Origin of the sequence: Mycobacterium sp. smrl_JER01 (assembly GCF_048513595.2) — a bacterium.
Lineage (GTDB): Bacteria > Actinomycetota > Actinomycetes > Mycobacteriales > Mycobacteriaceae > Mycobacterium.
The window spans coordinates 5656604-5681545 of sequence record NZ_JBLXXK020000001.1 but is presented as its reverse complement, the minus strand read 5'-3'; the positions used below and the strand labels follow the sequence as shown (position 1 = coordinate 5681545).

Sequence of the window (24942 nt, the reverse complement as noted above, 5' to 3'; positions counted from 1 at the left end):
GTTATCCACACGTCGCGAGCGTGCCAGAAGCTTGTCGGAGAGTGGGCTAGTATAGAACGTATGTTCGAAGATTGGTCGGACGCGTCGGTGGTGGGGCTGGCCGAGGACGCCCACCGCGACGTCGCCATCGCCATGGCGCGCGCGCTGGCCGCGGTCGCCGAGCTGTTGGACCGCCGCATCGATGAGGAGCTGGAACGCGAGCAGGACGTCAAGTCGATGATCACCGGGTTCCGGCGCGCAACTGCTGAGGTGGGCGCGGCACTGAAGCTCAGTGCGGCCCAGGCTCGGACGCTGCTACGCCAGGCCGACGCGCTCAACACCCGCCTGCCCGCAGTCGGGACGTTACTCGCCTCGGGGCGCGTCGACTGGAACACCGTGCAACTCGCGCTCAGTCGCACCGATCTCGTCGACGATGAGCTGATCGGCCGTGTCGACGCCGCCCTGGCTGCGCAACTCGGCGGTTGGCGCACGTGGTCGCGCAAGAACGTCATCGACGCCATCGACGCCGAGGTGATCGCACTGGACCCCGACGCCGCGAAGCAGCGCCGAGCGAGGGCATACGACGAGCGGTCGGTGGTCGTCGAGTCCGGTCTGGACGGTATGGGCTGGCTGAAAGCCCGGATGAGCGCCACCCAGGCCGCGGCCTGGGACAAGAAGCTCGCCTCGATGGCCACGGCAACATGCCCGGCCGATCCGCGGACGCTGCAACAGCGTCGCAGCGACGCATTGGACGCCATCCGCGATGATCGTCCGTTCGGTTGTGCCTGCACCGAACCCGACTGCTCGGCGCGTGCCGGCGCGGCGTGCTCGGGTGCGACGATGGTGCTCCATGTCATCGCCACCGCCGAGACCGTGGCCGGGCGCAGCGATCGACCCGGTTACCTGGCCGGGTACGGCGTCGTCGACGCCGAACTGATCCGCGAGCTGGCCCGCGACGCGACCCGCCGGCTGGTCGAAGAACCCGTCATCAGCGACGAGCAGGCCCGAACGTACCGGCCCTCGGCCGCGCTGGACCGCTACATCCGCGCCCGCGATCTGACCTGTCGCTTTCCGGGCTGCACGGTGCCGGCCACCCGCTGCGACATCGACCACACCGAACCCTTCAACCACGACGATCCCGCGTCCGGCGGTCAGACCGTTCCCGAGAACCTGGCCTGTTACTGCCGTGAACACCATCGCGACAAGACCTTCGACAAGGGGTGGCGCGACCGGCAGTTGGGCGACGGCGCCATTGTCTGGACCTCGCCGACCGGCAAGGTCTACCGCACCACCCCTGGCGGCACGGCGCTTTTCGGGCCCATGCACCGGCCCCGACGTCCCGACGAGCGTCGGCGCGTCTCCCGCTCCCGGAGACAACTCGACGAGCACCGGCACGGCAGCATCTACAACCGGTACCGCAACCGCGAGGCCAAAGAGGAAGTCCGAATTCGACGCTGGCGTAACGAATCTCGACGCTTCCGCGTCCTGTTCCATGGCGAGACGACCGACGTCAAGCCCAGCAAGAGCCCGTTCTGCACCTGGATCAACGATCCGATCGAGGACGAGCACCTTCCCGCGAACTGGCAACCGCCGCCGCTGCACCGGGACGATCCGGACGAGCCGCCGCCCTTCTGACGGTCAGCCGGCGGACGCGGCCTCCAATTCGGCGAGGGCATCCCCGGTGTAGACGGCGAGCCGTTGCAGATGCGGCAAGCGGTCGCGGCAGCCGACAAAGCCGAGATTCACTGAGTCCGCGTAGCTCTGCAAGGTGATGTTCAGTGCCATCCCGTGGATCGGTATCGACACCGGGAAGGTCGCATCGAGACGAGAACCGTTGAAATACAGCGGCTCTCGGGGTCCCGGCACATTCGAGACGCAGAGGTTGAAGGTGTAGGGCCACGGCGGGTCCACCCCGGTCAGCGCCCCGGCGATCTGTCCGCCGGCGGGGGCCAACAGTGCAGCGCTGTAGGCGATGATCGCCGCCGGGGACATCGACTGCAGCTGGGCCTTCGCCGCCCGGGTGGCCGCCGTGATCACTTCCAGCCGCACGACGGGGTCGTCGATGTCGGTGCCCATCGGGGCCAGCATCGCGCCCACCGCGTTACCGCCACCCTCGTCACCCTTGGGGCGCACGTTCACCGGCAGAAACGCGATCAGCGAGCGATCCGGCAGCTTGTCGAAATCGGTGAGGAATGTGCGCAGACCGCCGCCGATGATCGCCAACGCAACGTCGTTGATGGTCGCGCCGTGCGCGGCGCTGAGCTTCTTGAGCCGGTCGAACTCGTACTGTTGGGTCGCGAAACGGCGGTTCCGGCTGATCCGGGCGTTGAGGATGCTGTGCGGAGCCGATGCCGAACCGGAGATGAGGGCGAATTCGCCGTCGCGCCGGAGCTGGGTGTTGACCAGAGCCGCCGCCAGGTCGACCGCCGAGCTGACACCGCCCGTCACCGCCGATCCGACTCCACCGAGAGCGCGAAGCGTGACGGCCACCGGGTTGGACGGCCCGGCCGTCGCGAGGTCGCGGCGGGCACGTCTCGGCACGGGCACGTTGAAGAACATCCGGGTGTCCCGGGACTCCGGATCGGTGGTCAGACTTCGCCCGAGCATCCGCATGGCGCTGTATCCGTCGACGAGCGCATGGTGGATCTTCATGTACAGCGCGAAGCGGCCACCCTCCAGACCCTCGATGACGTGCAGTTCCCACGGCGGCCTGGTCAGATCGAGGTGATTGCTGTGCAGCCTGGACACCAAGATGCCCAGCTCACGCTCATCACCCGGACTCGCCAGCGCGGAGCGCCGGACGTGGTAGTCGAAGTCGAAGTCCTTGTCGGTGACCCAACTGTGCAGCGGGCTGAACTGCAGGCGCGGATGCGCCAGCTTGCGGTTGAACGGCGGCACCACCTCCTGCCTGCGCGCCTCGTCGACCATCTGACGCAGGTAGTCACGCGGTGCGTCCGCGGGTGGGGTGAACGGCAGCAGGCCGCCGACGTGCATCTTCGAGCTCGACGTCTCGCCGTAGATGAACATCAGATCCTGCAGTCCGAGGCGGACACTGTTGGCGCTCACGGGTGGCACGCTAGCCCGAGCAGTCAGGTTCCACAGAAGGTTTGGAACGAGGCGCTGAACTCTTTCTCGGCGGGTTGGCTGTAGCGCTGCAGGCCGGGCCGCTCGTCGAACGGCGATCCGATCGCCGCGAGCAGACCCTGTACCGGTGCCAGGTCCCCGCCGGTGGCCGCGGACAGTGCTTCCTCGACCAGGTGGTTGCGCGGGATGTAGAGCGGATTGGTCCGGTCCATCAGGTCGGGGTCGGGCCCGAGGGCGCGCCAGCGTGCGAGCCAGTCGTCGAACGCGGCCAGGTCGATGAACTCGCCACGCACCGGTTCGGCGTCGCCGCGGGCAGCCACGGCCAGTCGGCGATAGAACGACGTGTGATCGACACCGCTCTGGGCCAGCTGCGAAAGGAGCTGCTCGGCCAGCGTGGCGATCGCCGCGTTCGGCGCGTTCGGGACGCCGAGCTTGGCCCCCATGCCCTCCGTCCAGGCCGCCTCGTAGCTGCCCTGGAAAGCCCCCAGGGACGTCTCGGCCATGCCGATCGCGGTACCGGTGTCCTCGTCGAGCAGCGGAAGCAGTGTCTCGGCGAACCGCGCCAGATTCCACAGCGCGATCGACGGCTGATTACCGTAGGCGTAGCGACCCCAGCTGTCGATCGAACTGAACACCGTCGCCGGATCGAAGGCCTCCATGAACGCGCACGGCCCGTAGTCGATCGTCTCGCCAGAGATCGTCATGTTGTCGGTGTTCATCACGCCGTGGATGAAACCGACCAGCATCCATGTGGCGACCAGCCGGGCCTGGGCCGCGCTGACGGCGTCCAGCAGCGCCAGGTAAGGGTGCTCGGCCTCGGCTGCCTGCGGGTGGTGACGGGCGATCGCGTGGTCGGCGAGCCTGCGCAGCACATCCGTGTCCGCCTGCCCGGATGCGGACCCGGCCCGGGCGGCCAGCGACGCCGCGTATTGGAACGTCCCCACCCGCAGGTGGCTGGCGGCCACCCGGGCGAGCACGGCGCCGGGCAGCGCCGTCTCGCGGTACACCACCCGCCCGGTGCCCACCACGGCCAGCGCCCGGGTGGTCGGGATACCCAGCGCGTGCATGGCCTCGCTGATGACGTACTCGCGCAGCATCGGCCCGACGGCGGCCAAACCATCGCCGCCCCGGGCGAAGGGCGTGCGCCCGGAACCTTTGAGATGCAGGTCGCGCAGCCCTCCGGTGGTGTCGACCAACTCGCCGATCAGCAGCGCGCGACCGTCTCCGAGCCGCGGCTGGTAGCCGCCGAACTGATGGCCCGCATAAGCCTGCGCCGCGGGGGTCGCCGTGGGCGGGACGGCGACCCCGACCAACAGAGCCAGCCCGTCCGGTCCGCGCAACCAGTCCGGATCGAGGCCGAGCTCGACGGCCAGCGGTTCGTTGAAGGCGAGCAGCTCCGGTTGCGGCGCGTCCTCGGCCTTCCAGCTCACGGCCAGCTCCGGAAGCTCTCCAACGAATCGGCTCTGTAGGGCGACAGTCACCCCATCCAGCCTACGGAGCCGGAGCCGGCTGGATCACCGCGAGCGCGTCGACATCGTCCTTGATCGAGATCCGGCGCGAACTCTCCTCGAGAACCAGCGTTCCCGCCGGATCCCCGAGGTTGTCGCTGGCGGGCAGGATCAGCGCACGCTGGCCCGGCGCGACGTCCGCGGTTTGCAGAGCCGAGGTGGGCGGGTCGGTCTGCGCGATGTGGTCACCGGACACCTGCCACACCACCGGTGGGAACGTCTGCGGTTGGCCGCACTGCCAATTGGTCAGGCTCAACTTCGGTGCGCCGGTGGCCGGCCACCACAGCTTGGTCACCCGCGATCCGGCGTCGACGTCCGGGCCGGCCACATCGAAGGTCTGCTGGGTCCCGTCGGCGTCCGACGTCACGATCGCCGCGGTGCCGCAGGCACTGTCGGTGCTGCGGTAGAGGGCGTAGGCCAGCGACGCTCCGTCGGGACTGAGCCGGGCGACCGACACCGGGCTGTTGGCGTCCACCTGGCCCAGCGAGGCCGGGGGCCCGGGACCCCGGACCGCGTAGAGCGTGTCGGGCCCACCGAACGGCGACGGTGGGTCCTCCACCCGCGCCACCACCGCGGTGCCACCCCTGGCCACCACCAGCCGGGGTTCGCCCGGCCGCACCCCCGCCACCGGTGGCAGGTCGACGACCTGATGCAGTTCCGGCTGGGAACCAGGGTCGGACAGATCCAGGCGCATCAACCGGTTGGGCTGCTCCCACCACAGCACGGTGCTCCCACCCGCAGTGCCCAACGCCGGGCCCACCTGCAGCTGTCGTGTCGTCGCCTCGCCGGAGGCGACGTCGAGCGTGACCAGCTGATTGTCGGTGGTGCGGGAGAACACGAACCGGCCGTCCTCGGTGGTGATCAGATCGTTGGACGGTTCGAACGCGCCGGACGCGGACGCGACCACGCTGGTGCCGTCCACGACGCCGAGTTCGTCAGCCGCGCGGTAGGCCAGGATCGGGCCGGTCGGCGTGGGCGGCCGTGTCGTCGTCGGCTCGAACGGCGACGGTGCGCTGGTCGCGGTCGTCGTGGTCGCGCCGGGCTGGGTCTCGACGCCGGTGCAGGCGGTCAGCAGCGCGGCCATCACGGCCAGCGTCGCAGTCAGGACGGATCGGGTTCTCGGGCTCGGGTTTCTTCGTGGCATCTTCATGGGGCTCCACTCCATGAAAGCTCAACACGGTTCGTGATGCCGCCAAAGGTATGGTGATTCTCCCGGCCGGCGGGGGACGCGGGGCCGCGGTGACGGGGCCGTGACGACGATGTCCGCAGGCCTGGAAAAGACTGCCGTCAGATGTGGAGCAACGCTGTGAGCCTGAACACCATCGCCCTTGAGCTCGTGCCGCCGAACGTGGAGCGTGGGCGTGAGCAGGCCATGGAGGACGCCGAGAAGGTGTTGCGGTGCTCGGGCGAAGCCGGGCTGGCAGGACGGGTCCGCCACGTGATGATCCCGGGCATGATCGAGGAGGACAGCGACCGGCCGATCGAGATGAAGCCCAAGCTCGACGTCCTGGACTTCTGGGACATGATCAGGCCCGAGTTGCCCGGCATCAAGGGGCTGTGCACCCAGGTCACCGCGTTCATGGACGAGACCAGGCTGCGCGCCCGGCTTGCCGAACTCGGCCAGAGCGGGTTCGAGGGCATCGCGTTCGTCGGGGTGCCCCGCACGCTCAACGACGGCGAAGGTACCGGGGTGGCGCCCACGGACGCGTTGTCGATGTTCGACAGCGTCGTCGCCAACCGAGGCGTCATCCTGATCCCGACCCGGGAGGGCGAACACGGCCGGTTCAATTTCAAATGTGACCGCGGCGCCACCTACGGGATGACCCAGCTGCTGTACTCCGACGCCATCGTCGGCATGCTCACCGAGTTCGCCGACAAGACCGACCACCGACCCGAGATCCTGCTGTCGTTCGGCTTCGTACCGAAGGTCGAGAGCCGGGTCGGCCTGATCAACTGGCTCATCCAGGATCCCGGCAACGAGGCTGTCGCGCGCGAGCAGGAGTTCGTCCGCAGGCTCGCCGACACCGATCCGGTAGGGCGGCGGACGCTCATGGTGGATCTGTACAAGCGGGTCATCGACGGTGTCGCCGACCTCGGCTTTCCGCTCAGCGTGCACTTCGAGGCCACCTACGGGGTCAATACCGCGGCGTTTGAGACGCTGGCCGAGATGCTGTCCTACTGGGCGCCGGACAAACCCTGACGGCCCGCTACTGCGGGCGGGGTCCGTACACGCCCTCGACCCCTTCGCGGATGGTTCCCGGCGTCTCCAGGACCGGCGCGGGATAGCCGCCCGGGGTGAACAGCTCTTCTGGCTGGCTCGACTCGACGGCCACCGGGTCCTGCCGACGGCCAGCCGGGTCCTCACCGGCGAGTTCGCCGGCGATTCCGGCGCGGACGTCGATGCCCGTGTTGGCCGGTTGGGGTGGTTCGGCACCCGCCGAGATTCCGTAGCGGGAGTTCGATGTCACCAGCGGGCCCGCCGCCTGAGGGGAGTTGCCCAGGCTGCTTCCTGGCAGTCCCGCCGACTTCATGTCGGTGTCGACGGAGGCGCTGATTCGTGTGCCGCGGGAATCTGTCGCCGGCGGTGGCCCCACCGCGATGACGTTATAGGGGTAGGAGAAGCTGCCGGGTTCGATGTCGGGAGCGCCGACGACGTAACCGGGCGTGTCGGGCAGGATCACCGGATTGCTCGGATCGGCAGTGGCGACCGGCGCCCACGGCAGCGCCCCCGGAAGCGCCCCCAGCAGTGCCGCGGACGCGACCGACGCTGCGAGGACCGTGTGCCGGCTGACTGCGGGCATGGGCTCACCGCCTCTCAGATCTTGATCGGATCGCCGTAGACGGCGAACTGGGTATGTGCGGCCTCGGTGGAGATCCGGAGGTAGGCGTACGACCGGATCGTCACGTCGCCGCCGCAGGCGTCGGCCTTGATGTGGATGTTGTCGATGTCGAGCATGGCTTGACCACCCGGGCCCAGCGTCATGTTCGACAGCGGTAGGTCCACGATCACTCCCGGCTGCAGCACGGTCTGGACGAAGCCCGCCGCGCCGCCGGTGACGCCGACCGACGCGCTCGGCAGGATCCCGCCACCGACCCCGAGCGAGCCCACCGGACCGAGACCGGCGGTGCCGCCGTACTGCAGACCCGCCGATACATCGGACTGACAGCCGAGTTGGTAACCGAGAATGAAGATGCTGTCGGTGATGGGGTTGACGCCGCCGACCGCCGTCGCGGTGGCCGAAGCGGTGACGAAGCCCTCGCGCGAGTCACGAGCGTTGGCCAGGTTGGGAATCGAGTGCACCACCTCGTTGTCGACTCGAATGTTCAGCTGCCAGCCATCGCGTGACACCTTGTCGTAACTCAACGGACGCATCGAGATCGGTTCGCCGCGAGCCGGAGCAACGTCGATCACCGCCACCGCCACCAGTGCGATTGCCATCGTCGCACGTCGTCGCACGTGCATCTCCCGGTCCACTTCGGCCGACCGACCATCTCATGTCGGCAAATTGACTTGCGGCGCAATCTAAGCAGACCCGGGCGGGGTGCGCTGCCCAACGTCGGGCCCGCCTATCCTGTACCGAGTGCCCGAGTCTCCCCCCATCGATGTGCGCAGTCTGCGCGCGCGGCTGGACGGGTTGACGATCAACGACGCTGCCCGCATCGGCAAGCAGTTGCGACAGCTGCGTGACCCCTCCACCGACCGACTCGAGCGCCTCGCGCAGCGGATCTCGACGGGGGAGGCGCTGGTGGCGTCCCGGCTGGCGGCGATGCCCCAGATCAGCTACCCCGACCTGCCGGTCACCGACCGGCGTGACGAGATCGCCGCGGCCGTCGCCGCCAATCAGGTGGTGATCGTGGCCGGCGAGACGGGCTCCGGTAAGACCACCCAGCTGCCCAAGATCTGCCTCGAACTCGGTCGCGGCATCCGCGGCACGATCGGCCACACCCAGCCGCGCCGGCTTGCTGCCCGTACCGTCGCGGCGCGCATCGCCGAGGAACTCGCTACCCCACTGGGCGAGGCCGTCGGCTATGCGGTGCGATTCACCGACCAGGCGTCCGACCGCACACTGGTCAAACTGATGACCGACGGCATCCTGCTCGCCGAGGTGCAGCGGGACCGTCGGCTGTTGCGCTACGACACCTTGATCATCGACGAGGCGCACGAGCGCAGCCTCAACATCGACTTCCTGCTCGGCTATCTGCGTCAGCTACTGCCGCGCCGGCCCGATCTGAAGGTGATCGTGACTTCGGCGACGATCGAGCCGGAGCGGTTCGCGAGGTTCTTCTCCGACGCCCCGATCGTGGAGGTGAGCGGCCGCACCTATCCAGTCGAGATCCGTTACCGGCCTTTGGAAGTCACCGTGGCCGATCGGGGTGGCGAGGATCCCGACGACCCGGACCACGAGGTGGTGCGCACCGAGCTTCGCGATCCCACCGAGGCGATCATCGACGCGGTGGCCGAGCTGGAAGCCGAGCCGCCGGGCGACGTTCTGGTGTTCCTGTCCGGCGAACGCGAGATCCGGGACACCGCAGAGGCTTTGCGTGCTGTTGTCGACGCGAACACCGAGGTGCTTCCGCTGTACGCCCGGCTGCCGACCGCCGAGCAGCAGAAGGTGTTCCACCCGGGCCGGACGGCGCGTCGAATCGTGTTGGCCACCAACGTCGCCGAAACCTCTCTGACCGTGCCGGGCATCCGGTACGTCGTCGACCCGGGTACCGCGCGCATCTCGCGGTACAGCCGCCGGACCAAGGTGCAGCGGCTGCCCATCGAACCGATCTCGCAGGCCTCGGCGGCGCAGCGGGCCGGGCGCTCCGGGCGCACCGCGCCCGGGGTGTGCATCCGGCTCTACAGTGAGCAGGATTTCGATTCCCGGCCGCGCTACACCGATCCGGAGATCCTGCGCACCAATCTGGCGGCGGTCATCCTGCAGATGGCCGCACTGGGGTTCGGCGACATCGAGGGGTTCGGCTTCCTCGACCCACCCGATGCGCGCAGCATCCGAGACGGTGTCGTGCTGTTGCAGGAACTCGGCGCATTCGACCAGCAGGGCCACCTCACCGAAATCGGGCGCAGGCTCGCCCAGATCCCGGTGGACCCGCGGCTGGGGCGGATGATCCTGCAGGCCGACAAAGAGGGTTGTGTGCGCGAGCTGCTGGTGCTGGCTGCCGCGCTGTCGATTCCGGACCCGCGGGAACGGCCCGCCGACAAGGAGGAGGCCGCGCGGCACAAGCACGCCCGGTTCGCCGACCAGCATTCGGACTTCACCTCCTATCTGAACCTGTGGACCTACCTCGGCGAGCAGCGAAAAGAACGATCCGGCAGCTCTTTTCGCCGGATGTGTCGCGACGAGTTCCTGCACTACCTGCGAATCCGGGAGTGGCAGGACCTGGTCGGGCAGCTGCGCGGGATCTGCCGCGACATCGGTATCAGGGAGCAGGACGAACCCGCCGATCCGGCAGCGGTACACGCAGCGCTGACCGCGGGGCTGTTGTCGCACATCGGGATGCGTGACACCGACGGACGCGGCTATCAGGGTGCCCGCAACGCCAGGTTCGTGCTGGCGCCCGGATCGGTGCTCAGCAAGCGTCCACCACGCTGGGTCGTCGTCGCCGACCTGGTGGAGACCAGCCGGCTCTTCGGCAGGACCGCGGCCCGAATCGAGCCCGAAGCGGTCGAGCGGGTCGCCGGGCACCTGGTGCAGCGGACCTACAGCGAACCCCATTGGGACGCCGAACGCGGCGCGGTGATGGCCTATGAGCGGGTCACCCTCTACGGGCTGCCACTGGTGGCGCGCCGGCGCATCGGATATGCGCAGGTGGACCCCGAGGTCTCCCGGGAGCTGTTCATCCGTCACGCGCTCGTGGACGGGGACTGGCAGACCAGGCACCACTTCTTCAGGGACAACGCCAGGTTGCGCGAGCAGCTCGCCGATCTCGAGGACCGGGCACGTCGCCGGGATCTGCTGGTCACCGACGATGAGATCTTCGCCTACTACGACGCCCGGGTGCCCTCGGATGTGGTGTCGGCCCGTCACTTCGACGGGTGGTGGCGTAAGCAGCGGCACCGCACCCCCGAGCTGCTCACCATGTCCCGGGACGACCTGCTGCGCCACGACGCCGGAACCGAACAGCCCGACGCCTGGCGGGCCGGCGACCTGTCCCTGCCGCTGACCTACCGGTATGACCCCGGCGCATCCGACGACGGCGTCACCGTGCATGTCCCGGTCGACGTGCTGGCCCGCTTGGGTGGCGACGACTTCGCGTGGCAGGTGCCCGCCCTGCGCGAGGAGCTGCTCACCGCGTTGATCAAGTCCTTGCCCAAGGATTTGCGCCGCAACTTCGTGCCGGCCCCCGACACCGCCCGGGCGTTGTTGTCCTCGATCGCTCCGGACAGCGGCCCGCTGCTCGACGCGATCCAGCGGGAATTACGCCGGCGCACCGGCATTCTCGTTCCCATCGATGCGTTCGACCTGGACAAGCTGCCGCCCCACCTGCGGGTCACGTTCGCAGTGGAGTCCGCCGACGGCACCGTCGTGTCCCGCGGCAAGGACCTCGACGCCCTTCAACGACGGCTGGCCGATCCGTCGCGCCAAGCGGTGGCGGCCACCGTCGCAGGCGATCTGGAGCGCACCGGGCTGCGGGACTGGCCTTCCGGCCTCGACGAGTTACCCCGTGTCGTCGAGAACCAGGGCACCGCCGGACATCTGGTCCGCGGCTACCCCGCGTTGGTCGATACCGGAACAGCCGTCGACATCCGGGTGTTCGCCACCATTACCGAACAACAGGCCGCCATGGGCCCCGGCAGCAGCCGCCTGCTGCTGATCAGCGGACCGTCGGTCACCAAGAGTGTCGAACGGTCCCTGGACACCCGGACCCGACTGGTGCTAGGCAGCAACCCGGACGGATCCCTGGCCGCGCTGCTCGAGGACTGCGCGGCCGCCGCGGTACAGGTCCTGGTCCCCACTCCGGTGTGGACGAAGGCCGAGTTCGGCGTCGCGCGGGAAAAGCTCAAAGCAGGTCTGACCCAGACCACCGGCGATATCGTGCGCCGGGTGCAGAAGGTGCTCGCCGCGCTGCACTCGGTGCAGGGCTCGTTGCCGGCGAACCCCACCCCGGCGCAGGCCGACGCGATCGCCGACATCCGCGCGCAGCTGGCGCGGCTGGTCCCGCCGGGATTCGTCGCCGCCAGCGGCGCAGCCCATCTCGGCGACCTGGCCCGCTACCTGACCGCCGTCGGGCGGAGGCTGGAACGGTTACCACATGCCCTGGGCGCGGACCGGGAACGGATGGAGCGGGTCGCCGCGGTGCAGGCGGAGTACGACGACCTGCGCCGGGCGCTATCCCCGGCCCGCGCCGCCGCGCCGGACGTCGCCGAGATCGCGCGCATGATCGAGGAACTCCGGGTGAGTCTGTGGGCTCAGCAACTCGGCACCCCGCGCCCGATCAGCGAGCAGCGGATCTACCGGGCCATCGACGCGGTCAGCGTTGCCGGACCGGACGGATCACGATCTCGCTGACGTCGACGTCCGGATCGGTGCCGATCGCATAGGCGACCGCGTCGGCGATGGCGTCGGGGCCGATGGCGTTGCGCCGATACTCGGCCATCACCTCACGGGCCACCGGATCGCTGATGGTGCTTGCCAATTCGCTCTCCACCACACCCGGTGAGATCGTGGTCACCCGCAGCCATTCCGGTGACTCCAGCCGCAACCCCTCGGTGATCGCCCAGGCTGCGAACTTGGTGCCGCAGTACACCGCGGCGGTCGGGCTCACCTCGTGCGCACCGATGGACGCGACGGTCACCACGTGTCCGCTCTGCCGCCGCTCGAAGTGCGGTAACGCTGCGGCGATACCGTGCAACAGTCCACGGATGTTCACGTCGATCATCAGGTCCCACTCGGCGACCAAGCCGGCGTCGAGCCTGGACAGCGGCATCACCCCCGCGTTGGCGACCAGAACATCGAGCCTGCCGTGTCGGTCGACGATGTCGGCGACCGCGGTCTGCACGGCCGCCCGGTCGGTGACGTCGAGCGCACAGGGCACGACGGTGCCGTCGGCGGTGGCGGCCAGTTCCTCCAACCGGTCCACCCGCCGGGCGGCGGCGATCACCACCTGCCCGTCGGCGGCCAGCCGGGTGGCGATGGCCCTGCCGATCCCGCTGCTGGCGCCGGTCACCAGGGCGACACGGGGTTCGTTACTGCGGGGTTCGTGACTGCTGGGTGCGTTCATGACGACCACTGTTGCCGGGGCGGCACCGACGCACGAGGACGCGGTGTTCCTGGGTGCGTCAGACCCAGGTAGCCCATGGTCGCTCTCATTAGCATGGGCGGAGTGGCGGACAACGAGCTCGGCGACTACCTGCGGGCCCGGCGCGCCCAGGTCACGCCGGCCGATGTGGACCTGCCCGACATCGGGCAACGCCGGGTCAGCGGGCTACGCCGGGAAGAGGTGGCGCTGCTTGCCGGTTTGAGCGTGGACTACTACACCCGGCTGGAACAGGGGCGCGAACGGCGGCCGTCACCCCAGGTGGTCGACGCGTTGTCGGCGGCGTTGCGGCTGCGCGAGGATGCCAGGGACCACCTGTTCCGCCTCGCTGCGCTCAGTCCGCGGGCGCGGGGCGGCGTCAGCGCCCGGGTCGATGCGGCGCTGCTGGAGCTCATGAGCATGTGGCCGCACAACCCGGCGATCGTCTACAACCGGGCCTACGACGTGCTCGCCGCCAACGCGATCGCCGACGCGATGTTCACCGATTGGGCGCACTCGAAGAACCTGCTGCATGTGGTGTTCACCGAACCGAATGCGCGCAGCTTCTACCCCGACTGGGCCGCGGTGGCCCGTGACGCCGTGGCCGGCTTCCGGCACGGTCACGGCCAGGCGCCGCACGATCCGCGGATCCGGGAGGTCCTGGCCGAGCTGCTGGCGTCCAGCCCGGACTTCGCCGAACTGTGGGCACACCACGATGCCCGCCGAAAGTCAGCCCAAACCAAAGGGTTTCATCATCCGGAGGTCGGATCGATGACCTTGCGGATGCAGACCTTCGACGTCCGGTCCAGCCCCGGACAGGAGCTGGTGGTGTATCACGCCGAGGCGGGCTCGGCCAGCGCCGAGGCCTTGGCGTTGTTGGGTTCGCTCGCCGCTAGCACAGAGCGGCAATCCGAGCGACGCTGAGCGCCGCGGTGAGCTGGAGCAGATCTGCCGGACGTGCCAGGCTGAGCCCGGTCAGTTCCTCGAGTCTGCGGATGCGTTGCGCGATCGTGTTGGGGTGCAGGTGCAGTGACTGTGCGGCCGCACGCCGGTCCAGGCCGTGTTCGACGAGTACCCGCGCGGTGTGGAGCAACTCCGTGGAACGTGCGCGGTCGTAGTCGACGGCGCGTCCGAGCACCGCGGACGCGAAGTCCCGCAGCCGGGCCGGATCGTCGAGTTGCAGCAAAAGGTGATCGATGGTGGGTTCGTCGAGATCGATCAACGTCGAGCCCCGGCCACCGGCCAGATCGAGTGCGCCCCGGACGGTCCGGAAGCAGCCGGGTAGATCCCGGGCGTGGACCGAACGGGACACCACGGCCGTCGGTGCCTTGTCGAGATTGCGGGCAGCGATGAGGAATTCGAGCAGACGGGCCGTGGTCGGCACCGGCCTGCCGCCGGACGACGGCCAGACCAGAACCAGGTCGCCCCGGTGCAGTGCGGCGAGCGGACGCGGCATGACACCGGCGACGAAGCGGTCGGCGGCGGCCAGGGTGCGCTCGTCGGCCGGCCGCAACGCGGTCAACGTCTGAGGGCCGGACAGGTCCCAGCCGAGGCGGCGGGCCCGGTCCAGCAGTTCAACCATCCCGGCGCCGTCTGCGCTGAGCAGATCCGCCACCAGCGACCCCCGGATCCGCTGCTCGACTTCGGCTGCGGTGCGTGCCCGCAGCAACTCCAGGGCCGTGACCACGGTGGCGTGTTCGACGGCCCGCCGGTCGAGTCCGGACAGCTCGGAATCGGCCGCTGCTACCTGAATTCGAGCCACCACAGCGTTGTCCAGAGTCACCTCGGCGACCAGGCGGTCCTCGGCGCCGGGGTCCGGACCGGACCAGTTCGCGTCCGCAAGCGGTTCGCCGTAGACGTCCTCGATGAGTACACCGCGGTCGAGCAGCTCCGACAGCGCCGAAGCGACCCCCTCGACACCTTCACCGCGCAGGGCGGTCGCCGTCAGCAGAGTGTGGATCTCCTCACCGCGCCGCAGTTCCCGGATCGTGGCCTGTTCCTGTGCGCGCAGTTGCGCGGTGCCCAGCGCGATCGCGACCTGGGTCGCCAGCGTGGTCACCAGCGAGACCTCGGCGCGGTCGAATCGATGTGGTGTGGTGCGGTAGCCGTTGAGGGCCCCGACCACGGTGCCGGCGCGTCGCAGCGGCGCCGAGATCAGCGCCCGGTAGCCCTGCTCCTGAGCAACGCCGCCCCAGGTGAAGTCCGGCACCTGCTCGATGTCCTCCAGGGTGACGACGTCGCCGGTGCGAAACGCCAGGCTGGTCGGCGCCTCGTAGTCCCCGCGGACGTCGAGCAGAATGGGGCGGTTCGCGTTGACTTGGGCGATGTACTCGGCGGACAGGCCGTAGGACCCCTCGATCGTGAGCGCCCGACCGTCTGCGCCGGGCAGGAACACCGCACAGAAGTCGTAGCCGAGCAGAGTGCATGCGGTCCGGGCCACCCGGTCGAGTACCTCGGCGACCGGTTCGTCGCCGCCCACCGCCTCACCAATCTCGGCCAGCGCACTCAACCAGTGTTCAAACGACATAGTGACAACGATAACTGTGTGTGCACGAACATTGCTGGGTGTGACCTCGACAACGCATCGTGTGATCCGTGACCACTATCACAAAGCTCCTGGCCGCATTGTCGGCCTTGTTGCTCGTCCTGCTGACCCCGGCGTGCTCCGCGGGGCTGGGCGGACCGGCTTCGTCGCGCTCGGCCCGTGACGGCGTCATCCGGTTCACCTTCGCCCCCGACCCGATCTGGGATTACATGCACGACACCGGCCTGGTCGACCGGTGGCAGCGCGACACCGGCTACACCATCGAGACGAGCGCGACCTGGGATGAGTTTGGGCTCTTCGCCGGCGGCCACGCCGACATCATCTCGACGGCGTCGTTCGAGGTGCCCGGACTGGAGGAACAGACGCTACGCGAAACCGTGATCATCGGTCGCTACAACGCCGAGCGCAGCCGCATCCTGGTGCGCACCGATGACACGGCGCAGTCGCTGGCCGACCTGACCGGTCGCCGTCTCGGTGTGTTCACCACGGTCTCGGGCACGCTGGTGTGGAGTGCCCTGGTCGCCCAGATGCACGACCTCGAGGTGCTCGACGGAGACTTCGACGTCGTGGTGGCCGACATCCAGAATCTGTCGAACCTGTTGGCGCGCGGCGAGATCGACGCCTGCATCTGCTATCCGGACCTGTCGGCACGGGAGTTGCGCGAGGGCTCGGTGCGTGCGCTCTACGACGGCAAATCGTCGGCCGACCTTTTCGCAGAACTGGTGGCGCCCGGCCACGACGGTCCGATGGGGAACGTCTTTGTCGCCCGCAGGGACTGGGTCGACGGCCATCCCGGTGAGGTGGCGGCCTTTCTCGACCTGTGGGACCGCGGGCTGGCCGAATGGCAACAGCACCGCGACGAGATGATCGAGAGCTACCCCCAGCATTTCGCCGTGGCCACCCCGGAAGACATCGAGTTCATGAAGGCATATGTGGCCGAACATGACTGGGTCACCGATTCGGTCCGCTTCGATGCCGGATGGGCCCAGGACGAGAGCGCGGTCTTCGACCTGATGCGGGCCACCGAAGTCATCGGCGAGGACACCGACGACCCCCAGTTCCTGCCGACCGAAGGAGTCCAGCCGTGACCCAGACCGACGCCCCGCCGGACGCCGTGTCGGCCATCGCCCCTCGACGCTGGCTGATCTCGGGTGTGGCCCTGCTGCTGGCTGTCGGTTCGTGGGCGGCCCTGGCCGCCTGGATCGACGACCCGATCCTGCCGCGACCGATGAGCGTGGCCGAACAGACCTTCGCGATCGTGGCCTCGGGGGAGGCGTTCACCAACTTCGCGGCCAGCATCGCCAAGATCGCCGCCGGGTTCGCGATCGCGATGGTCGGCGGGTCGGTCATCGGATTCATCATGGGCCGTTCCCGGTTCATGACCGCGTACTTCTCGTTACCGCTGTTCGTCCTCGGCAACATGCCCGGCCTCACCTACGCGGTGTTCGGGCTGTTGATCTTCGGGGTGGGCGCCGGCGGGCCGATCGTGGTGTCAGCGCTGGTGGCGCTGCCGTTCATCGCGATCAATGTCGCCGAGGGGGTGCGATCGGTCGACGGCAAGCTGTTGGCGATGTGTCAGGCGTTCGAGCGCAATCGCACCGACATCCTGCGGCATCTGTATCTACCGGCGCTGACGACGTTCGTGTTCGCCGGTGTGCGGTACGGCTTCGCGATGGCGTGGAAGGTCGAGGCGCTCACCGAGGTGTTCGGCGCGAGCTCCGGCGTCGGCTTCATGATCCGCAAGGCCTACCAGGAGTTTCAGGTCGCCGACATGCTGTCCTGGACAACGCTTTTCGTCATCACCATGGTGCTGATCGAGCGCGGCCTGGCGTACCTGGAGGGCCGTTTCTTCGCCTGGCGGAAGGAAATCGCATGACCACCCAGACCTGGCGGCACCAGCTCCGCGGGCAGACCGGTTCGGCGACAGCTGTGCTAGCCGCGGTGCTCAGCATCCTGGCCGCCTGGCAGCTCGCCGTGATCGTCGGCAACCGGGTGCCCTCGGTCACCGAGAGTGTCGCACGGCTCGGCGCCGAGGCCGCCGCCGGCGAGTTGTGGCACAACCTGGCGATCAGCATGAACCGGTTCGCACTGGGGCTGGCGCTGGCGCTGGTGGTGGGCGCGGCCATCGGTGTGGTGATGGGCTTGTCCCGCGTCGCCGACCTGGCGTTGGCGGATCTGACCGCCGCGGCACTGGCGATCCCGGCCGTCATCTGGGCGCTGCTGACCACGATGTGGTTCGGCTTCGGCTGGTTGACCCCGGTGGTGACGGTCTTCCTGTCCGGTCTTCCGTTCGTCGTGGTCAACATCGCCAAGGCCACCAGAGCGGTACCCGCGGACCTGGTTCTGATGGCCCGGTCGTTCGGGGTTCCCCGGTACCGGGTGTTGCGCGAGATCGTCGCACCCGCCGTCGCCGGATCCACCTTCGCCGCAGTGCGATTCGCCGTCATGAGCGCGTGGAACGGCTTGCTGCTCGCCGAGTGGTTCGGGTCCACCTCCGGGGTCGGCTGGCGGGCGCGCTACTGGTACGACGCCAACCAGCTCGACGGCTTCCTGGCCTGGGTTCTGGTCTTCATCCTCCTGCTGGTCATCGCCGATCTGTTCATCCTCGGTCCCATCGAGCGCCTCGCCACCCGCTGGCGCACCGTCTAGAAAGCGAGACAACTCGTGGCATCCATCGAAATCCAGTCATTGGTCAAGGAATTCACCGACCGTAAGGGCGCAGTCACCCGCGTCATCGACGGAGTCGACCTCACCATCTCCGGTGAGACGTTCGTGTCGATCGTCGGCCCGTCGGGCAGCGGCAAGACCACGCTGCTCAACATCGTGTCCGGCATCGAAACTCACACCGCCGGTGCGGTCCGGTTGCGTGCCGGCGCACGGGACGCCCGGGTCGGGTACGTCTTCCAGGATCCGCGGTTGCTCCCGTGGCGCACGGTGTTGGCGAACCTGGGGTTCGTCCAGCATGAGCGGGCCGGCTGGCAGGAGCGCGCCCGGCACTACCTCGACCTGGTCGGGCTCGGCCACTGCGCCGACCGCTTCCCCGCCCAGTTGTCCGGCGGTCAGCAGCAGCGCATCGGTATAGCGCGCGCGTTCGCCGTCGAACCTGATGTGCTGCTGATGGACGAACCGTTCAGCCATCTCGACGCGATGACGTCCCGAACCCTGCGCGAGCACCTGGAGCGGATCTGGCTGGAGTCGCGCCGTACCGTCATGTTCGTCACCCACGATGTGACCGAAGCTGTGCAACTGTCGGACCGGATCGTCGTGCTCGAACCCGGCGGACGCATCCACGAGATCATCGACGTCGACCTGGCCCGCCCGCGCCGGGCCTCCGATCCCGCTGTCGCGGTCCTGCAGGCCGAGGTGCTGGCCCGCTTCGAAGCACTCGAGGCGGTCGGGTCGGGGGTCTGAGTCAGAGCGGTCTGGTCAGGGGGTGGTGACGGTGCCTGCCGGGTCGATCAGGATCTTGGCGTGCGTCTCCGGCTCGCCGAGCGCCTCGAACGCGGCTGCCACGCCGCCGAGGCCGACCGTGCCGGTCACCAGCGCAGAGGCGTCGAGCGTGCCGTCGGCGAGCATGTGCAGGGTGTCGCGGAACTCCAGCGGTGTCTGACCGAACACGAACCGCAGGTCGATCTCCTTGCCGATCGCCATCGCAGGACGCAGCGTGTCCTGACCCATGCACACACCGACCACGATGACCCGCGAAGCCAGCGGCGCAGCCGAGATGATGCCGTCGATCATCCCGGGCACCCCGACGCACTCGAAGATGACCGGTCGCTTCGGCGCCGTCCCACCCAGCCGGTCTGCGAGCCGGTAGACGTGCGACCAACCGGGGACCTTGCGCAGCTTCTCCATCGACCCGACACCGAGCTCGAACAGCGCGGGGAGTTCGGTGAAGCCGCGCTGTCTGGCCGGCACCGCCTCATACGGTGATTCCTGCGCAGGGTCGACAACGATGTCGGCGCCGCACCGCGTCGCGAGCGCACGCCGGCCCGGCGAGAAATCGCTGGCCACGATCGTGCGGATCCCGCGCGCCTTGAGGTGGCAGATGATCGCCAGCCCCACCGGGCCGCACCCGATGATGATCGCGACGTCGCGGCGGCCGATCTCGCTGCGGTTGACCGCGTGCAGCGCGATCGACATCGGCTCGGTGAGCGCCGCGATCGCCGGATCGAGGCCGTTGGGGACGGCGAAGGTCATCGCGGCCTCGGTCACCACCTGCTCGGCGTAGGCGCCCGGCGCCAGCGGTGACAGCCCGGTCAGGTGCACGCCGCCCGCGGCACGTCGCAGCGGGAACGCCACCACCGTTGTGCCCGGTGTGAACTCCTTGCCCACCTTGCGTCCTCGCTCGGCGACCACCCCGCAGAACTCGTGACCCATCACGACCGCGGTGTCGCTGCGGACGAAGTCGTGGTAGCCGCCCTCGGCCATCACGTCGGTCAGTTCGTCGGCGTGATCCTTGGCGTGCAGGTCCGATCCGCAGATGCCGCAGCGCACCACATCGAGCACCAGCTGTCCCTCGTCCGGCCGCGGGGAGGGGAGGTCGACGACCTCCAGAGCACCGTTGAGACAACTGACCGCTTTCATTCGGCCATCGTCGCACGGTAGAACGTCGATATGACGAAGTCGCGAATGTGGGCTGCCCTGGGTGCGGGCGCGACCCTGGTGGTGGCCGGGACCGTGGCCGGTGTGGTGGCACCTGTGACGCACGCCGAACCCACCGTGCCGGTGGTCGAGCCGGTCGTGCTGGAGGAGATCCCACACGATCCGGACGCCTTCACCCAGGGCTTCGAGATCAGCGGCCCGATCCTCTACGAGGGCACCGGCATGGCGGGAGAGTCGCAGCTGCGTGAACTCGACCCCGGCACCGGCGAGGTGATGCGCGCTGTCGACATCCCCGGGGACTACTTCGGTGAGGGCATCACGGTGGTCGGGGACCGGATCTGGCAGCTGACCTACCGGGACGGCGTCGCGGTGGAATGGGACAAGGCCGCCCTGACACCGCTGCGCGAGGTTCCGGTGAGCGGCGAAGGCTGGGGGCTCTGCTATGACGGGGAGCGGCTGATCCGCAGTGACGGCAGCAACCGCCTGACGTTCCACGACCCCACCGACTTCGCCGAGACCGGTGCGATCGACGTGACCCGCGACGGGCGCGCGCTCAACGGGCTCAACGAGTTGGAGTGTGTCGGCGGGAAGGTGTGGGCCAACCTCTGGCCGTCGGACAATCTGGTGCGCATCGATCCCGCAGGCGGGGCGGTGGATCTCGTCGTGGACGCCTCCGGGCTGCGGGACCGTGGGATCCCGCCGAGTGCCCAGGTGCTCAACGGTATCGCCCACGTGCAGGGCACCCAGTTCCTGCTCACCGGCAAGGACTGGCCCAAGACTTTCCGGGTGCAGCTCGCCGGATGATCGCGACACCGAACAAGACGCGCTCGCTGACCATCGTCGCGGCCGCGTACGTGGCCGCCGTCGCCGCGGCTGCCGCCTGGCTGCTGTGGGGTCCCGGCACCGGACGGCTCTGGCTGGACACCTTCATCGCCGACGTCGTGGCGACCCTGGTGGTGTTCGGCTTCAGCCGCGTCTACCGCAACTCCAGCTTCTACGACGCGTATTGGAGCGTGATCCCGCCCCTGCTGTTGTTCTACTGGTGGTACCAGAGCGGCATTACCACCTGGGTCACCTGGCTGCTCGCCGTGCTGGTGGTGGTGTGGGCGGTCCGGCTCACCGGTAACTGGATCTATGCTTTTCCCGGTCTGCACCACGAGGATTGGCGCTATCCGATGTTCCGGGAACGGGCCGGCCGTTTCGAGTTCGTCGCCGATCTGATCGCCATCCACCTGATCCCCACTGTGCAGGTGTTCCTGGCGATGCTTCCGGTCTACGTGGTGCTCACCGCGTCGGGACCGGTCATCGGCTGGCTGGTGGTGCTCGCCTTCGTCCTCGGGATGGCGGCGGTCGCGCTGGAGTTCGTCGCCGATCTGCAGATGCACCGGTTCGTGGCACAGCGGCGTCCCGGTGAGGTGATGGATCGCGGTCTGTGGAGTTGGTCGCGGCACCCGAATTACTTCGGGGAGTTCGGGTTCTGGTTCGCGCTGGCGTTGTTCGGCATCGCCGCGTCCCCCGGGGCATGGTGGGTGTTCCTGGGCGCGGCGGCGATGCTGGCGATGTTCCTGGGTGCCAGCATCCCGATGATGGAAGCTCGCAGCCTGCAGCGTCGCCCCGGTTATCAGGCGGTCGTCGAACGTGTTTCGCGGTTCGTGCCACGCAGGCCGAAGCAGCCGCCGACCAAGGTGGGTGCATGACCGGCAGGCGGGTGGTCATCGCCGGGCTCGGTGACGTCGGGGTGCTGACCGCCATCAAGCTTGCCAGGCACGCGCAGGTGGTGGGGATCTCGGCCAAACCGGGCCTGGTCAGCGGACAGGAGCTCGGCTGGCGGCTGGCCCGGCCCGACGACTGGGCGCGGCACAACTGGGTGTCGTTCGGCCGGTTCCGCGGATTGGACCGGGTGCAGACGGTGCACGGAATCCTCACCGGTGTCGACCTCGACTCCCGGTCGGTGGCGGTCGCACTGCCCGACGGCACGGCCACCGATGTCGACTACGACGCCCTCGTCATCGCCACCGGTGTCACCAATGGATTCTGGCGGCGCCCCACATTGCAGACCGCGACGCAGATCGACGACGAGCTACGCGGCCCGCATCGCAAGCTCGCGGCCGCACGGATTGTCATCGTGGTCGGGGGTGGAGCCGCCGCGGTCAGCAGTGCGGCCCAGATCGCGGCGGCGTGGCCGGACACCCGGGTCGAGCTGTGTTTCCCGGGGGAACGCGCACTGGCCGGCCATCATCGGCGGACGTGGGAAACGGTTCGGCGCAGGCTCGACGACGCCGGGGTGGTGCTGCGGCCCGGACATCGGGCCGAGCTGGAGCCGGGTTTCACCGGCGACGAGCTGACCACCGGCGTGGTTCGGTGGAGCACCGGTCAGCCGGCCTCGTCGGCCGATGTGGTGCTGTGGGCGATCGGGCGGGTGCGGCCCAACACCGCATGGCTGCCCGCCGAACTGCTCGACGAGGACGGCTTCGTGCGTGTCACCTCCACGCTGCAGGTACCCGCGCACCCCGAGGTGTTCGCGATCGGGGACGTGGCCGCCACCGATCCGCTGCGCAGCTCCGCCCGTAATCGCGCCGACGGGCTGCTCGCCCGTAACGTGCGCGCCTTCTTCGACGGCGGGCGGATGCGGGATTACCGTGCGCCCGAGCGTCGTTGGGGCTCGGTATTGGGAATCCAGCCTGACGGCCTGGAGGTGTTCACGCCCAACGGGCGTGCGTTCCGGTTCCCGGCCTGGTCGTTCGAGCGGGTGCTGATGCCCGTGATCGTGCGGTGGGGCATCTACCGCGGGATCAGATCCGCGCGACGTCGACGAACGTTTCCGACAGCTTGCATTCGGCAGGGGTGAGCCTGTGCTCGGCCAAGTGGGCCAACAGGATCCGACGTGACGGAGCTCCGCGCAGCGCGACGACCCGCACGTCGTCGCGGAGGTTGGACAGCGCCAGTCGGGGCGCCATCGACACGCCCAGGTCGATAGCCACCATCGCCTGTGCCTCCTGGTAGTCGTTGGCTGCGAAAGCCACTGATGGTGTGAAACCTGCTGCGCTGCAGGCGCGTTGCAGAGCCTCCCCGACGGGATGGGCGTCCTCGCGGGTGATCCACTGCTCGTCGGCCAGCTCGGCCATGTCCAGCGAGGACCTGCCGGCGTGGCGGTGGTGCGCTGACACCAGAAGGGTAGGCGGATCGACGAGAAGCTCCTGGACGGTCAGTTCCTCGTCGGCGACCTGGGCCCAGTGGTAGTCCCAGAGCAGCGACAACTCGATCTCGCGGGCCTCGAGCATCGCACGCAGAGCCGCGAAGCGTGAACTGCGGACCGTCAGCGACACGGCCGGATGGTGAGCCTTGAACTCCTTCACGACGCGGGGCAACAGGCCGGCCCCCGCGGTGGGGAAGGTGCCGAGACGGACGGTTCCCGACCGCAGGCCGGCGATGTCGTCGAGCTCGTTGCGGGCCGCGCGCAGTTGCATCTCGACGCGCTCGGCGCGCATGGCCAGTGCCGAGCCGGCTTCGGTCAACCTCACCCCGCGCGCGTGCCGTTCCAGGAGAGGTTGTCCTGCTTCGGATTCGAGCTTCGCAATCTGCTGGGAGATAGCCGAGGTGGTGTAGCTGAGCCTTGCCGCCGCGGCGGTGAGGGATCCCGCCCTGACCACGTCGAGCAGCAACAGCATGCGCCGGGGATCGAGATCGCTCATCGACTGAGCGTATAGCTCAGCTTAAGGGACATCGATATTTCCGAGATTGTTCTCGAGGCTGAACGTGGTGCACCCTCGAATCACCGGGCTTTCGTGACCGGGATCACGCCACACCAAACGTCCTGGGAAGGTTCGCCACACATGCTCACACTGCGAGGCACCTGGATGCGCGGCGGGACCAGCAAGTGCTGGCTGTTCAACGCCGTCGACGTCGACCCTCACGTCCGGCAGGACGGTGACCTCGACCGCCTGCTCAGCGCTGCCTTCGGGTCGGGCGACCCGGCACAGCTCGACGGGGTGGGCGGTGGCAGTTCGACCACCTCGAAGGCAGCCATCGTCCGCCGCTCGACCGTCGTCGGCATCGACATCGACTACCTCTTCGCCCAGGTGGCGATCGGTCGCCGCGCCGTGGAGTGGGGGAGCAACTGCGGCAACTGTGCGACAGCGATCGGTCTGTACGCGCTGCAAGCCGGGCTGGTTCCGGTAGCCGCCGACACCACGGTCATCCGGATGCGCAACCAGAACACCGGGGCCGTGCTGACCGCCGAGATCGACACCGCCGACGCCCGGATTCCCGCCGAGGGCACCGCCGCGGTGCCCGGCACCACCGCACTGGGCGTCCCCGTCACCTTGACCTTCGACGCGGTGGCCGCGTCCGCAGCGTCGATGTTGCCCAGCGGTCGTCCCACAGACCTTCTGGAGGCGGCGGGCCGACTTCACGCCGGCACCCTGGTCGCTGCCGGAGCGCCGGCGGCGCTGTTCGACGCCGGGGACTTCGGGATGACCGGCGCGGAGGGCAACGAAGTGCTCGCGGAGCGGCTGCCGGTCCTGATCGAACTGCGTAGGCAGGCGGCGCTGGCCATGGGCCTGGCCGATCCGCAGGACCCTGTCACCCACGCCGTCCCCAAGGTCGGAGTGGTCGGACCGGCGCTCGCATACCAGACGGCGACGGGTCTGACCGTCGGCGCCGACGACTACGACGTGTCGGTTCGCATGGTCTCGATGATGGCCCCGCATCCGACCATCGGACTGACCTCGGCCGTTGCGGTCGTCGCCGCGGCCGCGGTCGCCGGCAGCACCGTTGCCCGGCAGATCGCCGCACCGACAACCGGACGGCTACGCATCGGCACTGCGGCGGGAGTGGTCAGCGCGACGTTCGCCCGACAGCCCGATGGCGCCGTCACGTCGGTCAGCCTGCAACGGGCGGCCCGGCGCATCGCCAGCGCAGAGCTGTTCGTCGCCGAACCGTCCGCCGTGCTGGCCGGGGCGCCGTGATTACCCCGTT

Annotated in this window: 21 protein-coding genes; 12 read left to right on the top strand and 9 right to left on the bottom strand. The window is 68.8% G+C overall.

The annotated features are described in order from the left end of the window. Nucleotides 1–60 precede the first annotated feature (60 nt). Nucleotides 61–1614, top strand: coding sequence for an HNH endonuclease signature motif containing protein (locus tag ACNUDN_RS26775; RefSeq protein WP_419124711.1), 1554 nt, complete (start codon nucleotides 61–63; stop codon nucleotides 1612–1614). 3 nt (nucleotides 1615–1617) lie between these two features. Here ACNUDN_RS26775 and ACNUDN_RS26770 read toward each other — a convergent pair whose 3' ends face one another. From ACNUDN_RS26770 to ACNUDN_RS26760, 3 genes are read right to left on the bottom strand one after another with little or no spacing between them, the layout of a single operon-like run. After that, entirely contained in the window at nucleotides 1618–3045 is a 1428-nt protein-coding gene (locus tag ACNUDN_RS26770; RefSeq protein WP_419124710.1) for a WS/DGAT/MGAT family O-acyltransferase, read from the bottom strand. 23 nt (nucleotides 3046–3068) lie between these two features. Further along, nucleotides 3069–4544 carry a protein adenylyltransferase SelO gene (locus ACNUDN_RS26765; RefSeq protein WP_419124709.1) on the bottom strand — a complete coding sequence of 492 codons (1476 nt, stop codon included), beginning with the start codon at nucleotides 4542–4544 and terminating at the stop codon, nucleotides 3069–3071. Between the two features lie 10 nt (nucleotides 4545–4554). After that, nucleotides 4555–5655 carry a hypothetical protein gene (locus tag ACNUDN_RS26760; RefSeq protein ID WP_419124708.1) on the bottom strand — a complete coding sequence of 367 codons (1101 nt, stop codon included), beginning with the start codon at nucleotides 5653–5655 and terminating at the stop codon, nucleotides 4555–4557. Nucleotides 5656–5877: 222 nt separating this feature from the next. Between ACNUDN_RS26760 and ACNUDN_RS26755 the strand changes: the two genes are divergently transcribed. Continuing rightward, the gene (locus ACNUDN_RS26755; protein ID WP_419124707.1) at nucleotides 5878–6771 is read left to right on the top strand and encodes a mycobacterial-type methylenetetrahydrofolate reductase; all 894 of its coding nucleotides are present in this window, start codon (nucleotides 5878–5880) and stop codon (nucleotides 6769–6771) included. Between the two features lie 7 nt (nucleotides 6772–6778). Here the strand turns inward: ACNUDN_RS26755 and ACNUDN_RS26750 are convergent, their stop codons facing one another. Then, a complete protein-coding gene (locus ACNUDN_RS26750; RefSeq protein ID WP_419124706.1) occupies nucleotides 6779–7372 on the bottom strand; it encodes a hypothetical protein in 594 nt (197 codons plus the stop codon). A gap of 14 nt (nucleotides 7373–7386) precedes the next feature. Beyond that, entirely contained in the window at nucleotides 7387–8010 is a 624-nt protein-coding gene (locus tag ACNUDN_RS26745; RefSeq protein ID WP_419124705.1) for an MspA family porin, read from the bottom strand. A gap of 142 nt (nucleotides 8011–8152) precedes the next feature. On the opposite strand from ACNUDN_RS26745, the gene hrpA reads away from it, so the two are divergent. Continuing rightward, nucleotides 8153–12088 carry an ATP-dependent RNA helicase HrpA gene (hrpA, locus tag ACNUDN_RS26740; RefSeq protein ID WP_419124704.1) on the top strand — a complete coding sequence of 1312 codons (3936 nt, stop codon included), beginning with the start codon at nucleotides 8153–8155 and terminating at the stop codon, nucleotides 12086–12088. Here the strand turns inward: hrpA and ACNUDN_RS26735 are convergent. Then, nucleotides 12051–12800, bottom strand: coding sequence for an SDR family oxidoreductase (locus tag ACNUDN_RS26735; RefSeq protein ID WP_419124703.1), 750 nt, complete (start codon nucleotides 12798–12800; stop codon nucleotides 12051–12053). The genes hrpA and ACNUDN_RS26735 overlap by 38 nt on opposite strands. Nucleotides 12801–12902: 102 nt before the next feature. Between ACNUDN_RS26735 and ACNUDN_RS26730 the strand changes: the two genes are divergently transcribed. Next, nucleotides 12903–13739 carry a helix-turn-helix transcriptional regulator gene (locus ACNUDN_RS26730; protein ID WP_419124702.1) on the top strand — a complete coding sequence of 279 codons (837 nt, stop codon included), beginning with the start codon at nucleotides 12903–12905 and terminating at the stop codon, nucleotides 13737–13739. Here the strand turns inward: ACNUDN_RS26730 and ACNUDN_RS26725 are convergent. Beyond that, nucleotides 13708–15342, bottom strand: a complete 1635-nt coding sequence (locus ACNUDN_RS26725; RefSeq protein ID WP_419124701.1) for a helix-turn-helix domain-containing protein — start codon at nucleotides 15340–15342, stop codon at nucleotides 13708–13710. The genes ACNUDN_RS26730 and ACNUDN_RS26725 overlap by 32 nt on opposite strands. A gap of 68 nt (nucleotides 15343–15410) precedes the next feature. Here ACNUDN_RS26725 and ACNUDN_RS26720 point away from each other — a divergent pair, with 68 nt between their 5' ends. The 4 genes from ACNUDN_RS26720 to ACNUDN_RS26705 are packed head-to-tail and all read left to right on the top strand — an operon-like array spanning nucleotide 15411 to nucleotide 18771. After that, on the top strand, nucleotides 15411–16448 hold the full coding sequence (locus ACNUDN_RS26720; protein ID WP_419124700.1) for an ABC transporter substrate-binding protein: 1038 nt from the start codon (nucleotides 15411–15413) through the stop codon (nucleotides 16446–16448). Next, the gene (locus tag ACNUDN_RS26715; protein ID WP_419124699.1) at nucleotides 16445–17236 is read left to right on the top strand and encodes an ABC transporter permease; all 792 of its coding nucleotides are present in this window, start codon (nucleotides 16445–16447) and stop codon (nucleotides 17234–17236) included. The genes ACNUDN_RS26720 and ACNUDN_RS26715 overlap by 4 nt, the downstream gene beginning before the upstream one ends. Continuing rightward, nucleotides 17233–18009, top strand: coding sequence for an ABC transporter permease (locus tag ACNUDN_RS26710; RefSeq protein WP_419124698.1), 777 nt, complete (start codon nucleotides 17233–17235; stop codon nucleotides 18007–18009). Before ACNUDN_RS26715 ends, ACNUDN_RS26710 begins: the two co-directional genes overlap by 4 nt. 15 nt (nucleotides 18010–18024) lie before the next feature. Beyond that, a complete protein-coding gene (locus tag ACNUDN_RS26705) occupies nucleotides 18025–18771 on the top strand; it encodes an ABC transporter ATP-binding protein (RefSeq protein ID WP_419124697.1) in 747 nt (248 codons plus the stop codon). A 15-nt stretch (nucleotides 18772–18786) separates the two neighbouring features. On the opposite strand, the gene ACNUDN_RS26700 is transcribed toward ACNUDN_RS26705, so the two are convergent. Next, nucleotides 18787–19947, bottom strand: a complete 1161-nt coding sequence (locus ACNUDN_RS26700) for a zinc-binding dehydrogenase (protein ID WP_419124696.1) — start codon at nucleotides 19945–19947, stop codon at nucleotides 18787–18789. 30 nt (nucleotides 19948–19977) lie between these two features. On the opposite strand from ACNUDN_RS26700, the gene ACNUDN_RS26695 reads away from it, so the two are divergent. From ACNUDN_RS26695 to ACNUDN_RS26685, 3 genes are read left to right on the top strand one after another with little or no spacing between them, the layout of a single operon-like run. Then, on the top strand, nucleotides 19978–20769 hold the full coding sequence (locus ACNUDN_RS26695; RefSeq protein ID WP_419124695.1) for a glutaminyl-peptide cyclotransferase: 792 nt from the start codon (nucleotides 19978–19980) through the stop codon (nucleotides 20767–20769). Further along, nucleotides 20766–21662 carry a DUF1295 domain-containing protein gene (locus ACNUDN_RS26690; protein ID WP_419124694.1) on the top strand — a complete coding sequence of 299 codons (897 nt, stop codon included), beginning with the start codon at nucleotides 20766–20768 and terminating at the stop codon, nucleotides 21660–21662. The genes ACNUDN_RS26695 and ACNUDN_RS26690 overlap by 4 nt, the downstream gene beginning before the upstream one ends. Next, the gene (locus tag ACNUDN_RS26685) at nucleotides 21659–22813 is read left to right on the top strand and encodes an FAD-dependent oxidoreductase (protein WP_419124693.1); all 1155 of its coding nucleotides are present in this window, start codon (nucleotides 21659–21661) and stop codon (nucleotides 22811–22813) included. The genes ACNUDN_RS26690 and ACNUDN_RS26685 overlap by 4 nt, the downstream gene beginning before the upstream one ends. Here ACNUDN_RS26685 and ACNUDN_RS26680 read toward each other — a convergent pair. Then, entirely contained in the window at nucleotides 22758–23657 is a 900-nt protein-coding gene (locus tag ACNUDN_RS26680) for a LysR family transcriptional regulator (RefSeq protein WP_419124692.1), read from the bottom strand. The genes ACNUDN_RS26685 and ACNUDN_RS26680 overlap by 56 nt on opposite strands. A gap of 141 nt (nucleotides 23658–23798) precedes the next feature. On the opposite strand from ACNUDN_RS26680, the gene ACNUDN_RS26675 reads away from it, so the two are divergent. Further along, on the top strand, nucleotides 23799–24932 hold the full coding sequence (locus tag ACNUDN_RS26675; RefSeq protein WP_419124691.1) for a PrpF domain-containing protein: 1134 nt from the start codon (nucleotides 23799–23801) through the stop codon (nucleotides 24930–24932). The last annotated feature ends 10 nt before the right edge of the window (nucleotides 24933–24942 follow it).

Coding starts and splice junctions, on each gene's coding strand:
- ACNUDN_RS26775 (WP_419124711.1), top strand. CDS start 61: ATGTTCGAAGATTGGTCGGACGCGTCGGTGGTGGGGCTGGCCGAGGAC.
- ACNUDN_RS26760 (WP_419124708.1), bottom strand. CDS start 5,655: ATGGCCGCGCTGCTGACCGCCTGCACCGGCGTCGAGACCCAGCCCGGC.
- ACNUDN_RS26750 (WP_419124706.1), bottom strand. CDS start 7,372: ATGCCCGCAGTCAGCCGGCACACGGTCCTCGCAGCGTCGGTCGCGTCC.
- ACNUDN_RS26745 (WP_419124705.1), bottom strand. CDS start 8,010: ATGGCAATCGCACTGGTGGCGGTGGCGGTGATCGACGTTGCTCCGGCT.
- ACNUDN_RS26735 (WP_419124703.1), bottom strand. CDS start 12,800: ATGAACGCACCCAGCAGTCACGAACCCCGCAGTAACGAACCCCGTGTC.
- ACNUDN_RS26725 (WP_419124701.1), bottom strand. CDS start 15,342: ATGTCGTTTGAACACTGGTTGAGTGCGCTGGCCGAGATTGGTGAGGCG.
- ACNUDN_RS26710 (WP_419124698.1), top strand. CDS start 17,233: ATGACCACCCAGACCTGGCGGCACCAGCTCCGCGGGCAGACCGGTTCG.
- ACNUDN_RS26700 (WP_419124696.1), bottom strand. CDS start 19,947: ATGAAAGCGGTCAGTTGTCTCAACGGTGCTCTGGAGGTCGTCGACCTC.
- ACNUDN_RS26695 (WP_419124695.1), top strand. CDS start 19,978: ATGACGAAGTCGCGAATGTGGGCTGCCCTGGGTGCGGGCGCGACCCTG.
- ACNUDN_RS26690 (WP_419124694.1), top strand. CDS start 20,766: ATGATCGCGACACCGAACAAGACGCGCTCGCTGACCATCGTCGCGGCC.
- ACNUDN_RS26685 (WP_419124693.1), top strand. CDS start 21,659: ATGACCGGCAGGCGGGTGGTCATCGCCGGGCTCGGTGACGTCGGGGTG.
- ACNUDN_RS26680 (WP_419124692.1), bottom strand. CDS start 23,657: ATGAGCGATCTCGATCCCCGGCGCATGCTGTTGCTGCTCGACGTGGTC.
- ACNUDN_RS26675 (WP_419124691.1), top strand. CDS start 23,799: ATGCTCACACTGCGAGGCACCTGGATGCGCGGCGGGACCAGCAAGTGC.